Annotated in this window: 11 protein-coding genes; 5 read left to right on the top strand and 6 right to left on the bottom strand. The window is 72.3% G+C overall.

Annotated elements, in window-relative coordinates; genetic code table 11:
• Positions 1-376: 376 nt before the first annotated feature.
• On the top strand, positions 377-1,639 hold the full coding sequence (locus BLT82_RS23375; RefSeq protein WP_093658003.1) for a glycoside hydrolase family 16 protein: 1,263 nt from the start codon (positions 377-379) through the stop codon (positions 1,637-1,639).
• A 188-nt stretch (positions 1,640-1,827) separates the two neighbouring features.
• Here the strand turns inward: BLT82_RS23375 and BLT82_RS23380 are convergent, their stop codons facing one another.
• Complete coding sequence (locus BLT82_RS23380) at positions 1,828-3,438, bottom strand: hypothetical protein (RefSeq protein ID WP_093658006.1); 1,611 nt, start codon at positions 3,436-3,438, stop codon at positions 1,828-1,830.
• A 230-nt stretch (positions 3,439-3,668) separates the two neighbouring features.
• Here BLT82_RS23380 and BLT82_RS23385 point away from each other — a divergent pair, with 230 nt between their 5' ends.
• On the top strand, positions 3,669-5,021 hold the full coding sequence (locus BLT82_RS23385) for a VWA domain-containing protein (RefSeq protein ID WP_093658008.1): 1,353 nt from the start codon (positions 3,669-3,671) through the stop codon (positions 5,019-5,021).
• The gene (locus BLT82_RS23390; protein WP_093658010.1) at positions 5,021-5,800 is read left to right on the top strand and encodes a hypothetical protein; all 780 of its coding nucleotides are present in this window, start codon (positions 5,021-5,023) and stop codon (positions 5,798-5,800) included. The genes BLT82_RS23385 and BLT82_RS23390 overlap by 1 nt, the downstream gene beginning before the upstream one ends.
• A 69-nt stretch (positions 5,801-5,869) precedes the next feature.
• On the opposite strand, the gene BLT82_RS23395 is transcribed toward BLT82_RS23390, so the two are convergent.
• On the bottom strand, positions 5,870-6,559 hold the full coding sequence (locus BLT82_RS23395) for a CPBP family intramembrane glutamic endopeptidase (RefSeq protein WP_093658012.1): 690 nt from the start codon (positions 6,557-6,559) through the stop codon (positions 5,870-5,872).
• 270 nt (positions 6,560-6,829) lie between these two features.
• Here BLT82_RS23395 and BLT82_RS23400 point away from each other — a divergent pair, with 270 nt between their 5' ends.
• Entirely contained in the window at positions 6,830-7,429 is a 600-nt protein-coding gene (locus BLT82_RS23400; protein ID WP_093658014.1) for a hypothetical protein, read from the top strand.
• A gap of 165 nt (positions 7,430-7,594) precedes the next feature.
• Here the strand turns inward: BLT82_RS23400 and BLT82_RS23405 are convergent, their stop codons facing one another.
• The 4 genes from BLT82_RS23405 to BLT82_RS23420 are packed head-to-tail and all read right to left on the bottom strand — an operon-like array spanning position 7,595 to position 11,526.
• Positions 7,595-8,185 (bottom strand): GTP-binding protein, encoded by a 591-nt coding sequence (locus BLT82_RS23405; protein WP_244292098.1) that lies wholly within the window; start codon positions 8,183-8,185, stop codon positions 7,595-7,597.
• Positions 8,172-8,537, bottom strand: a complete 366-nt coding sequence (locus BLT82_RS23410) for a DUF742 domain-containing protein (RefSeq protein ID WP_093658018.1) — start codon at positions 8,535-8,537, stop codon at positions 8,172-8,174. Before BLT82_RS23410 ends, BLT82_RS23405 begins: the two co-directional genes overlap by 14 nt.
• A complete protein-coding gene (locus BLT82_RS23415) occupies positions 8,534-8,941 on the bottom strand; it encodes a roadblock/LC7 domain-containing protein (RefSeq protein WP_093658020.1) in 408 nt (135 codons plus the stop codon). Before BLT82_RS23415 ends, BLT82_RS23410 begins: the two co-directional genes overlap by 4 nt.
• Positions 8,938-11,526: a sensor histidine kinase gene (locus BLT82_RS23420; RefSeq protein WP_244292099.1), complete on the bottom strand. Its 2,589-nt coding sequence runs from the start codon at positions 11,524-11,526 to the stop codon at positions 8,938-8,940. The genes BLT82_RS23415 and BLT82_RS23420 overlap by 4 nt, the downstream gene beginning before the upstream one ends.
• A 384-nt stretch (positions 11,527-11,910) precedes the next feature.
• Between BLT82_RS23420 and BLT82_RS23425 the strand changes: the two genes are divergently transcribed.
• Positions 11,911-12,690, top strand: a complete 780-nt coding sequence (locus BLT82_RS23425) for an N-formylglutamate amidohydrolase (protein ID WP_093658024.1) — start codon at positions 11,911-11,913, stop codon at positions 12,688-12,690.
• The last annotated feature ends 126 nt before the right edge of the window (positions 12,691-12,816 follow it).

Below are 12,816 nucleotides of genomic sequence, written 5' to 3' on the forward strand. Positions count from 1 at the left end.
GGCCCGGTCGCGGCCCCATGGGCGTAATCCGGTCGTGTGTCTCACTACGGTGAACCCTTCGGTCGTACCGGGAGTCGCTTCGGGCGTCCCGGAGTCGTGGGGGTGGTACACCAGCTGAAGAGAGCGCTCTCACCGCCTCGTTACGACAGCATCGCGAGCGCGCTTTGTCCAGACCTCCGGGCCGATCGGGCTTCCCGCGAGCGCGTCCGACCCACCCCGCCCCGCTCGTTGACAGGAACCCCTCAAGCCGCTTCACTCCGTGAAAGCAGGTACGGACCAATGGCTCCCGTCCCGCCGACCACTGCACGCTCACGGGCAGGCATCCCCGCCGTGCGGCCGGCCCGCGACCCCCCACCACAGGAACGAGGCGACATCGATGTCATCACGGATGCGCAGGCGGCCCGTCAAGGCCGTCGCACTGGCGGTGGCGGCCCTGACGGTCGCCCTGAGCTGGGCCCCCGGCTCGGCTGCGGCGCCCGCCCCGTCCGACGGCCCGTCGGTTCAAGCAGTGAACTTCGAGGACACCTTCGACGGCCCGGCGGGATCCGCCGTGAACGGTTCGAGGTGGCAGATCGAGACCGGGGACAACGTCAACAACCACGAGCGCCAGTACTACACGGCCGGCAACGCCAACGCCGCGCTCAACGGCCAGGGCCAGCTGGTCATCACGGCCCGCAGGGAGAACCCCGGCAACTACCAGTGCTGGTACGGGCGGTGCGAGTACACCTCCGCCCGGCTGAACACCGCGGGCCGCTTCACCGCGACCTACGGGCACGTCGAGGCCCGGCTGAAGGTGCCGCGCGGACAGGGCATGTGGCCGGCGTTCTGGATGCTCGGCAACGACATCGGCGACGTCGGCTGGCCGGCCAGCGGCGAGATCGACATCATGGAGAACGTGGGCTTCGAGCCGGGCACCGTGCACGGCACGATCCACGGCCCCGGCTACTTCGGCAGCGGCGGCATCGGCGCGGCCTACAGCCTCCCGAACGGCCAGGCCTTCGCGGACGCCTTCCACACCTTCGCCGTGGACTGGACGCCCGACTCCATCACCTGGTCCGTGGACGGCAACGTCTACCAGCGCCGTACGCCCGCCGACCTGGGCGGCAGGCAGTGGGTCTTCAACAAGCCGTTCTTCCTGATCCTCAATCTCGCGGTCGGCGGCTACTGGCCGGGCGACCCGGACGGCTCGACCGTCTTCCCCCAGCAGCTCGTCGTGGACCACGTCCGCGTCAGCACCTCCGACAGCCCCGGGACGACGGGAGCCCTGCGGGGCCTCGCGGGCAAGTGCCTCGACGTGGCGGGCGCCAACACCGCCAACGGCACCTCCGTACAGCTCCACACCTGCAACGGCTCCGCCGCCCAGCGCTGGACGGTGGGCACCGACGGCACGATCCGCGCCCTCGGCAAGTGCCTCGACGCGGCCTCGGCGGGCACGGCGGACGGCACGCGCGTGCAACTGTGGGACTGCAACGGCACGGGCGCGCAGAGATGGGCCTACAACGCGTCGACCCGGGACGTGGTCAACATCCCGGCGAACAAGTGCCTCGACGTCCGTGAGAACGGCACGGCGGACGGGACACCGACACAGCTGTGGACGTGCGCGGGTACGGCCAACCAGAAGTGGACGCTGGGGTCCTGACCTCGGTCGGCCCGGGGCCCTCCCCGGCCGGCGGTGCCATACGCCGATGGCACCGCCGGCCGGCTCGCACGGCCCGCCCGTCGTCCGCACGGCGGCCCGAAGGCCGCCCGGACCGCACGGTCACCGGCGTCGGGCGGTCGGGGGCCCCGACGCCGGAGCCGGATCGACGCGGCGGCGGTGACGGGCGGTCAGAACCGCGTCGACGTCTCGCAGTCCAGGATCCGGCCGTCCACCGTGCCGACCAGGATCCGGCCGGCTCGGGGCGCCGTGAGGGACAGGGGCACGACGGGCAGGCCCGAGACGTGAAGCACGCGTTCCCAGCGCGGGCGGCCCGTCCCGGCGTCGATCGCCACGATCTTGCCGGACCGGAAGGCGGCGAAGACGGTGCGGTCGTCGCCGTCCAGCGCCGTCACCGGCTCGTCGCATCCGTACACCCACCGCGGTGCACCGTCCGCGAGGCCGCGGCGGACCACGAACGAGTTCCGTTCGAGCAGGCCGCGGTGGTCGTGGAGGGTGGCCGCGTGGACGAGGGCGTCCTTCCCGATGCACGTGCCCGGCCCCGCGAACACGTGCATGGAGCGGTCGCCGTCCCAGTCCAGCGGGAAGAGCCGGCGGACCGGCGGCTTCCCTTCCGTCATCTCCGAACCGACGGCGACGACCCACTGACGCCCCGGGGACGGGCCCTCGGGGCGCTGGACGAACAGCGGCTCGACGGCGCGCCGGACGGCGAAGTGCTCGTGGTCCGGCAGTACGAAGCGTGCCGTCTCCGTGTTGTCCGGCGCGAGAAGGACGGTCTGCCCCCGGTCCCGGGCGGGCCAGGCTTCCCTGACGACGAGCCGTCCTCCGCGGCCGGCTGTGAACGTCACGGCGTGGCCGGGGTCGTACTCCTCGAGGGAGCGCCCGCTGTCGAGGGAAATGCGCTGGACCAGATTGCCGGCCCGGCGCCAGCCCGAATCCGTGAGCCGCCCGGTGTGCCGCGCATGGACCCAGGCGGAGCGCTGGTCGGCGCAGACATGGATCTGGCGTCCGCCGTCGAGGTCGGGCACCGTCCACTGCAACTCCCCGGACGGCAGCCGGCATTCGATTCGGGCGCCCTGGAAGGCGGCCAGCACCCGCCCGTCGTCCAGCGTCTCCACCGCCCACACCTGTCGGCGCAGCTCCCAGGGGGACCCCGCCGCGGCACCGCGGTCCCGCAGGAAGGCGCGAGCCCGTTCCGCATCCGGCGGGCGCACCCTGGGCACGCGCGGACCGGTCAACTCGCGGAAACCGACGGTGCGGTCGCCCGCCGCCGACCAGTCCTCGCGCTCGATCACGGTCTCGAAGGCGTGGCTGAAGGCGCGGTCGGAGTCGCGGTCCTCCGGCGACACCATGAGGCGCAGCCTGCGGTCGTCCAGCCACTCGACGGCCAGCACCTCACGCCGTTCCTCGAGGGCGGAGGTCAACGTGCCCGACTCCAGGTCCACCAGGAGGAGTTCGCCCTGGAAGTCCCAACTGCCGTCGTAGCGTCCGGTTCCGACTGCCGCCAGCGGAAGGGACGGATGGAAGGCGATCGAGTTCACCGGCCAGTGGGAGTGGTGGAGATGGCGGCAGGCGAGATCACCGCCGCCGAACACGCCGATCCGGTACTGGGGCCAGCCGTCGATGGCGGCCGTTCCGAGCGGCGGCCACCGGATCGACCCGATGTCTCCGCCCACGACGATGCCGCCGTGCCGGGGATCGACCGCCACGAGGCGCGGGTCGCCGATCTCCGCGAACGGGCCGTCACCGAGTACGCGCCGAATGCTCAGTGCATGCGCCATGCCTGCCTCCCCCTGGCCGGTTCGAGGAGGCAATCCTTCCATCGGGCGGCAGTGGCGTCAGCGGGTGTACCGGCAACGCTCGCGACCCGGCCGGCTGCGACCCGACTCCGCGGCGGAACCCCGTGCCGACATGCGACCCGACTCCGCCGTGGGCACCGCTGTCGGGCGTGGGCTCTCCCCGCGTGCGGGCGGAATTGGGCCGGACCACCCGGGCTCACTATGATCCGCCGATGATCATACGAAAGCGACTGGCGGTCGCCGTCTGCGGCGCGCTGCTGGTCACCGTCACCGGCGGACTCCTCCCCTCCGCCGCCTTCGCCGACTCCGGCGACACGGCCGACCGGCCGGCCGCGAAGGAACCGCCCAGGGTCGAACTCGTCCTCGACGTCAGCGGTTCGATGCGGGCCCGCGACATCGACGGGCAGTCGCGGATGTCCGCGGCCAAGCAGGCGTTCAACGAGGTGCTGGACGCGGTCCCGGAGGACGTACGGCTCGGCATCCGCACGCTCGGCGCCGACTACCCCGGCAAGGACCGCAAGGAAGGCTGCAAGGACACCAAGCAGCTCTATCCGGTGGGCGAACTCGACCGGACCGAGGCGAAGACGGCGGTGGCGACGCTCGTCCCGACCGGCTGGACCCCGATCGGCCCCGCGCTGCTCGGCGCAGCCGACGACCTGGAGGGCGGGAACGCCACCCGGCGGATCGTGCTCATCACGGACGGCGAGGACACCTGCGCCCCGCTCGACCCGTGCGAGGTGGCGCGCGAGATCGCGGCCAAGGGCGTCGACATCACCATCGACACCCTCGGCCTCGTCCCCAGCGCCAAGATGCGCGCCCAGCTGATGTGCATCGCCGAGGCCACCGGCGGCACGTATACCTCCGTACAGCACAAGGAGGAACTCTCGGACCGGGTGAGCCAGTTGGTCGAGCGCGCCGCCGAGCCGGTCGTCACCCCGGTGGCCACCCAGGGCGGCGAGCGCTGTGACGACGCGCCGCGGCTGAAGGCCGGTCTCTACGCCGACCGCGAGACCTTCGGTCAGCACCGCTGGTACCGCGTGGACCTGCTGCCCGGCCAGGAACTGCGCGCCTCGGTCAGCATCGCCGCCGACCGCCCCGTGAACCGCGACTACGGCGTGCTGCTGCGCGCCTCGACCCTCGCCGGCCGCGAGATCGTACGCGGCGAGGCCGCGGGCGACGGGCGCACCGACGTCGTCTCCACCGGCCTGCGCTACCCCAAGTCCGAGGCCGACGGCACCGACAACGACACCGACGCGGCAGACGACGCGGACGGCGCCGGTGACACCGATGTCACCCGGACCGGCGACGGCCGGCCCGCCGAGACCGTCTGCCTGCGGGTGAGCAACTCCTTCTCCGCCCCCGCCTCCGTGAAGACGGCCCCCGGCCTGCCCCTCGAGCTGACCATCGACATCACGGGCGGCCCCCGTGACGCCGGAGACGCGGCGTTCCTCGGCCTCGGCCACGGTTGGTGGCTGCTCGGCCTGCTGACGCTCGCGGGCTTCGCCGCAGGCGCGCTGTGGGGCTGGATCTCTCGCTGGCGCATCGCCGTCTGGAGGACCAACTGATGCGTACCGTACGCATGTTCACGGCCGGGCTGCTTTCTGCCGCGGCGCTCTTCATGCTGCCGTTCCCGGTCGCCGCCGCCGACTCCCCGTCGCCGAGCGCGAGCGCGGAGGAGGAGACCGCCGCGCCGACCGAGGCCGGTACGTCCTTTCGTACCGCCACGGTCGTACGCCCCGGGCAGCAGGCCACGGCGCAGGCGTCGACCGGTGACTACCTCTACTGGCAGTTCCCGGCCGACGCCGGGCAGCAGGCCACCGTCCGGGCCACGGTGAAGCTGCCCCGCTCCGAGGCGCGCCACGGCACCCACACCTGGCGCCTCGACGTGTACGACGGGCTGCGGCGCCGCCAGGCCTGCCGCTACGGCAGCGACGTGCGGCCCGCCCCGGCGGACGCCTCGTCGGTCGAGCTGAGCTGCGCGCTGCGCACGGTCCGGGCCTGGTCCGAGCCTTGGGCCGACGACCCGCTGCCCGGGGCCTACTACGTACGCCTGACGGTCGTCGCCGCTCCCGCCGAGGACCTCGGCGAGCCGGTCGACACGACGGTCCAGGTCACCGCGGCGGACTCCGGCGGGGAGTCGGCCGTCGACGGCCGACTCGCCGCCCCGCTGGTCCCCGCCACCGGCCGGCAGGTCGAACCGGACGGCGGCTGGTCGTCGGGCTGGTGGTCCTCCCGCATCGTCTGGACGGCGTGCGGGGCCGTGCTCGCCGCGCTGGCAGGAATCGGGGGCTACCGACTCACCCGCGGCAACGGCCGCCCGGCGCACGTGCCGCCGGGAGCCTGACGGCGTGGGGAGCGCCGTCCGCCCGGGCTGCCGGCCTCGGGCGGGCGGCGCTCCCGTCCCGGCCACCCCTCAGCCCGCACGGACGGCGAGCCAGGCCAGGGCGTAGCCGGCGCCGTTGAGGGCACAGTGCAACGCGACGGGCGGAATCAGACTCCCGGACCGCCTGCGAAGCTCGCAGAACAGCACACCCGCGAGCGCGGTGCCGACGACCGCCGCGCCCACCGACAGCGCGACGCCGGTCCCACCCGTACCGAACACCGCCTCGACAGCGGCGTTCGAACGGGTGAGGCCCCGCGACGGCACGATGTGCCACAGCCCGAAGAGGACCGAGGAACCGGCCGTGGCCCACCCGGCCCCCCACCGTCTGCGGATCACGGCCCACAGGACTCCCCGGAAGGCGACCTCCTCCAGGAGCACGGTCCCGAACGGCACCCTCACGAACACCCGGTGGACCAACTCCGCCCCCGACAGCCCGGCCACCCGCCGGTCGACGAACGCCTCCCTGGTGAACGGCACCGCCAGGGCCACCGCGTACACGACGACCACGGCCCCCACGAGGACAAGCCCCCACCGCAGCCCGCGGCGCACGGACGACCGACCCATCCCCAGCTCGTCCCAGGTGACCCCGGCCCGCCGCGCGACCAGCACGAGCACGGCGGCCGCGGCGACACAGACGGGTACGTACAGCGCGGCCCCGACACGGTTGATCAGCGCGTGCGTGACGGCGAGCACCGCGACGGCCGACAGGAGCGTCCCCATGGGCACAGCAGCATGGCGACGTCGGGGCGTGAGGTCGGGGCAACGCGCCGCGGGGCGTGCCGGGTGCGGGACGGCCGGGCGCGTACACCGACCGCCCCGACCGGCGAAGGCCGGGGCCCGCGGCCGCTGCGATCGTCCTGTTGCCCGGCACAACCGCGCGCAGTTCTTTGAACATTCACCTGTCACAAGAAGGCCGCAGGCAGTACGTTCTCTTCGCCCGGCGTACAACAGCGGGCATACTGCGGCACATACGGAGGTGGAGCGCAGATCATGCGACTCCTGGACGAACTCATACTCGAGCGCGGGTCAGCGCCTCACCGGAAGACTGGCACCACCTGCGGCGGAACACCCTCGACGGGGACCGCCACGGGATGGGAACTGCGGCTGCCCGGCCGGCCGGTCCTCACCGTCCACGACACCCGATGGAACAACGGCGAGCGCGACCTCGTCCTGTACAAGCCCCATGTGGTCCCCGAGATCCCGGCGGCGCTGTCCAATCTGCACAACCGGCTGCGCAGCGGCATAGAGGCGGGGACCGGCGGCGGACGGCTGCGCATCATGGCCTGGGCAACCTGGGTGGATCGGGAACGCCCCCGCATCAAGAAGAGCTTCACGACGGCGGCGCTCGCGGCAGCGTACGGCCTTGACGGGTTACGGAGTCTCACGGCTCGCGAGGGTGTGACGCTGGAGCCTCGGGACAGGCGCCCCGATGTGGGCGTCGTGGACCTGGACGATCCACAGGACGAACTGTCCTTCCAGCACGCCGTCTTCTTCCCTGCCGACGACGAGCAGACGCCCGCTGAAGCGTTCGTCCACCTCAAGGTACTTCCGGTCCTGCGGCACATCGGGTGGCTGCCCCGGCAGAGCTGACGCGGGGCAACCGCCTGTCAGAAGCACCCGGACGCGGTAGCGCGAGAACGGCGCCCCGACGGGCGAGGCGCGCCCCTCGCACGACGGCCACCGTTGCGGCTCGCGGCGCCAGGAGAGTGACGGTTCCGGGCAGGTCCGGCCCCCGCCCCCACGGGTGCCGGACCGTCACACCCGCTCCACCGCGGCCGCCTTGGCGATCAGCATGTCGAGGAGCGCCAGCAGCGCCGAGCGCACGTCCGTGCGGGTGCGGGCGTCGAGCATGAGGACGGGCGTGTCCGGGTTGCGGAGGTGCAGCGCCGACCTGATCTCCTCGGGGCTGTAGAGCTGTTCGCCGTGGAAGCAGTTCGCGCCGACCACGAACGGGAGCCCGCGGCTCTCGAAGAAGTCGACCGCGGGGAAGCTGCGGTCGAGGCGCCGGGTGTCGACCAGCACGATCGCCCCGAGGGCGCCGTTGAGCAGGTCGTCCCACATGAACCAGAAGCGCTCCTGTCCCGGTGTCCCGAACAGGTAGAGGACGACTCCGGCGTCCGTGAGGGTGATGCGGCCGAAGTCCATCGCCACGGTGGTCACCGTCTTGGACTCGATCCCCTCCAGGTCGTCGACTCCGACGCCGGCGGCCGTCAGCCGCTCCTCCGTGCGCAGGGGCTCGATCTCGGAGATCGTCTCGACCAGTGTCGTCTTGCCGACGCCGAATCCTCCGGCCACGAGGATCTTGACGGGGGCCACGTCCTGGGCGGAGGTGTCATATCCGGGCAAGGTTGTCCCTGATTCTCATGAGCAGGTGGACATTGGTCGTCTCGGCCTCCTCGAGCGGCGACCGGTGCCGGACGAGTCCGCGGTCCTCCAGTTCGCCGAGGAGGAGGATCGTGGGCGTCAGGCGCATGTGCATCCGGGCCGCGATCTCCGCGACCGCCCGGCCGTTCGGCGGCATGCACAGGGACAGGACGGCCTGCCACTCGCTGGGCAGGCCGTCGTAGGCATCCGGGGGGACCGCCGCCGTGACCGTGGTGTCCATGGTCAGGGAGGCGTGCGGAGCGGTCGTACGCCCGTCGGTCAGGGCGTACAGCCGCGTCCGGCGGCCGCCTCCTCGGCGGGGCGCTTCGGTCATTGCGACGTCGGCGCCTGACTGCGTTCGGGCGTGCCGAGCCACTCACCGAGCGCCTGCGCGGTACGGACGGCCTCGCCACCGAGTTCGCCGAGCCTGGCCTTGCGGGACGTCACGACGATGAGGGTGCTGCCCTCCCCGCATCCGACGATGCAGAGGTACCGGTCGTCCATCTCGACCAGTTGGCGGATGACCCGCCCCCCGTCGACCTCCCGCGAGATGGCCTTCATCGTGGACGCGATTCCGGAGGACGCCGCGGCCACGCGCTCGCCCTGCGGGCGGTCCAGCAAGTAGGAGCTGAGCATGATCCCGTCGTTGGACAGCAGCACGGCGCCCTTGATGCCGGCGATCCTGCTCAGGTTGTTGTCCAGAACGCTGTAGATCATGTCGTTGGATGTCGTCGTCATCGCCGATCCTGTCGGAGCTCTTCTTCCACCGTCTGGGTCCCCTGCTCGTAGTCGGCCCAGGCGTCGGCCACCTCTTCGGGGGTGTCCTCTTCCCGCACGGCCACCGTTTCCGCCGGGCGGCGTGGCCCCAGGAGCTGTTCGGCCATGTGCGTCTGCGGGACCCGCTCGGGGAGGGCCGGACGCGTGTCGGATGCCGGCCGTACGGAGCGGGCGGGCCGCCTCGCGGCCTCCTGCGGCCGCTCGGCCGACGGCCGTTCGTGCGAGGCCCGGTCGCGCGATGCCGGGTCGTGCGAGGTCTGCCTGTGCGGATCCTGCTCGTGCGAGGTCTGCCTGTGCGGATCCTGCTCGTGCGACGGTCCGTTCGACCGCTCGTGCGCCCGGCGCACCGGCAGCCCGGCCCCCGTGTGCAGAACCTCCTCGGGCCTGTCGTCGCCCGGGCGGCGCGGCACGGGGACGGCAGCCTCCACGGAGGCGGTCGCCGCGCGCTCGGTCTCAGGGCGCGCCCGCTCCGTTCGCGCGGTGTCCGGGCGCACCGGCTCCTCCCGAGGGGAATCGGCCCGAGAGGACTCGCCCCGGGCGGACTCGGGCCGCCCCTCGTCCCGGGAGGACTCCACGCGGGAGGACTCCACACGGGCGGACTCGCCGCGGGCGGACTCCGCGCGGTCCGGCTGTACCCGCGGCCCGCCCTCCGTCTCGCCCCTGGTCGGTACGAGGTGTTCCTTGGGAAGGATCACCACGGCCGACGTCCCGCCGTACACCGACCTGCGCAGAACGACCGTGGCTCCGAGCCCGTCGGCGAGGTGGCCGACGACGAAGAGTCCCAGCCGGTGGGCGTTCTCCGCCAGCACGGCGTACGGGGGCGCCGAGTGCAGGCGGCCGTTCATCTCCTCGTAGGTCGCGGCAGCCACCCGCGGTCCGCGGTCCTCGATCTCGACCGACAGCCCGTCGGCGACGAGTTCGGCCCGGATGACGACCTTCGACCTCGGCGGGGAGAACCGCGTCGCGTTGTCCAGCAGCTCGGCCAGGAGGTGGCTGACCTGGCTGATCACGGGAGCCTCGACGCTGATCTCGTCCAGCGCCTGCCGCTCGATACGCCGGAAGTCCTCGACCTCCGCGGCCGCCTCGCGCAACAGGTCGGCGATGCGCATGGGCTCGGTGTGGGGGTCGGGAATCTCGCCGCCCGCAAGGATGAGCAGGTTCTCGATCTGCCGGCGCATGCCCACCGTCAGCTGGTCCGCCCGCATCAGCTCGGCGAGGAGCGCTTCGTCGTGCCCGAAGGTGTCCTGGAGGTCCTCGGTGAGGCTCAGCTGGCGGCTGACCAGGTTCCCCGTGCGGGAGGCGATACCCGCGGCGAACATCCCGAAGCCCTGCCGCTCTGCCGCGAGTTGTCTGTGGCCGCCCACGGACACGGCTACCACCCGGGCGAACGCGTCGCTGATGCGCCCGACTTCGTCCTGCTCGCCGCGGACGGCGGGCAGTGCGTCGGAGTCGACGGGACGACCGCTCTGCAGCCGGTCCACGACGTCCGGCAGTGTCCTCTCCGCGATGGTCACGGTCCGGTCGTGCAGGCGGCTCAGCCGGCGCAGCACGGACCGTGTGGTGAGGGCGACGACGGCCGCCACGGCCAGCAGCGCGGCGGCGCTTCCCGCGATCAGCCAGGCGACCTCCGTCTCGAGGTCGGTGGCCCGGGCGTCGGCACGCGCCAGCAGGGCCCGGGAGCGGTCGGCGTTCAGAGTGCTGAGCTGCGGCCCCCACTGCTCCTGCGCGGCCCGCCAGCCGCTGACGTCCCGGGGCAGTTTCACCCCGTCGTCGGTGATCGACTGCTCGGCCAGGACCGCGCTCTCGATGCGCATCTTGGTCTGCCACGCCCCCGAGCGGACCATCTGCGCGTAGAGGTCGTTCTGGGCGTCGGGCAGGTACGGCACGATCCATGTGTCATACAGGTACCGCTGGGCCCCGACGGCGTTGACGAAGTCGGCGAATCTGGAGGTGGTCAGCGTCCTCGAAGGTCCGGCCTGCGCGAGGATCATGTCCTCCTGGGCCACCATCTCCGACGCCGCGAACATGGCGGTGACCACGCGGGTGTCCTCGCTGAGCCCGCCGTCCTCCATGTGGCTCAGCTCGTCCTGGTAGAAGCGGATCATCTGGCCGATCACACCGCTGTAGTACACGAGTGTGCTGTCGGCGCTTCCGCTGCCGCTGTCGGTGCGCTCGCGGTAGGCGTCCAGGTCGTCCAGGCCCTGCGCGACCTCCAGAAGACGACGGTCCGCCACCTCGGACACCGCGCTTCCCGGCGCCCACGACCGGCGGAACCCCGTCGCGGCCTGGTCGGTGGCCGCTCGCCGTTCCCGCATGACGTCCTCGGGAACCGCGGTGCCGGCCCAGCGCGCGGCGGTCAGAGTCCGCTCGGACTGCATCGCGACCATGAGCCGGTACAGGGGTACGCCCAGCCGTTCACCGGACTCCACATCGGCGCGCAGGTGACCCGACTGCTCCAGCAACCGGTTGGCGGCCAGCGCCGATTGGACGCCCAGGGCCACGATGGGAACGACCGCGAGCCAGATGAGCAGCGTACGCAGGCGCACTGTGCGCCGCCGACGCTTCGCCGACGGGCTTCGCGACCCGATGGGTTGTATCGGTGACATCAGTCCTCTGGAACGGGGGACAGCGTGACGGACCGTCGCCCGGGTCGGGGCGCTCCCCCGGGAACGGGGAAAGCACCCTTCCGGCCCAGGTCGGGACCAGGATGAGGAGGCCGATCATAACCAGCCACACCCAGAAAAAAGAGAGGTTGCGTCAGAAATCAGTTCGATGTTAATAGGCCGGTCGAGGTGCCGGAAGATCGGGTTCCGGGGTGTGGGATCGGCCGGGCAGCCCACCCCGTGCGCCCACCCGCACCCCGAACGCCGGCCGCCGACCGTCGCGCGGCCGCCAATCACTCGCGGCTTCCGACCGTAAGATCATCCTCCATGTCCTCCTTCCGCCTCCTCCCGGGCGCCGGCGACTCCCCCGTCGTGCTGCACGTCCCGCACTCCTCGCGTGAGATCCCGGAGTGGGTGCGCCACGGCATCGAACTGGACGACGCCGCGCTGGAGCTCGAACTCGACCACGTCACCGACGCCCACACGGCCGCCATCGCCGCCGCGGGGGCGGACGCGGCGGCGCTCAGGCCGTGGCGGTTCGTCAACGGGCTCTCCCGGTTGGTGATCGACCCCGAGCGGTTCCCCGACGAGCGCGAGGAGATGCTCTCCGTGGGGATGGGCGCGGTCTACACGAGGACAACGCACCGCGAACGGCTCCGCCCCGCGGACACGGACCCGCGGCCGCTCGTCGAGCGCTACTTCCACCCGTACGCACGGGCCATGACCGCCGCCGTGGCCGACCGTCTCGAAGCCGTCGGCCGGGCGGTCGTCATCGACGTCCACTCGTACCCCACCGAGCCGCTCCCCTACGAACTGCACGGCGACGGCCCCCGGCCACCGATCTGCCTGGGCACGGACGCCTTCCACACCCCGGCCGGGCTCCTCGCCGCCGCGGAGCGGGCGTTCGCGGACTTCGGGGGCACCGGCCTCGACAGCCCCTTCGCGGGCACGTACGTACCCCTCGACTTCCACGGCAGGGACCCCCGCGTCAGCGCCCTGATGATCGAGATCCGCCGCGACCTCTACATGACGGAACCCGGTGGCCCGGCGGGCCCGGGTGTGGAACGGCTGGGCGCGGCGCTGGCAGAGCTGATCGGTTCCGTCTGACCACGGGGTGGCCGGGTCGCGACGCCTCCGTCACGCCAACGCCACCTCTCGCTCAAGACCCCCAAGCTCCCGCGGCTTTGCCTGCGCCTCCGACGGGGCAGTCCGCGGCGTGGTTCGTCACCTCAG

This window comes from Streptomyces wuyuanensis (assembly GCF_900103455.1).
GTDB lineage: Bacteria > Actinomycetota > Actinomycetes > Streptomycetales > Streptomycetaceae > Streptomyces > Streptomyces wuyuanensis.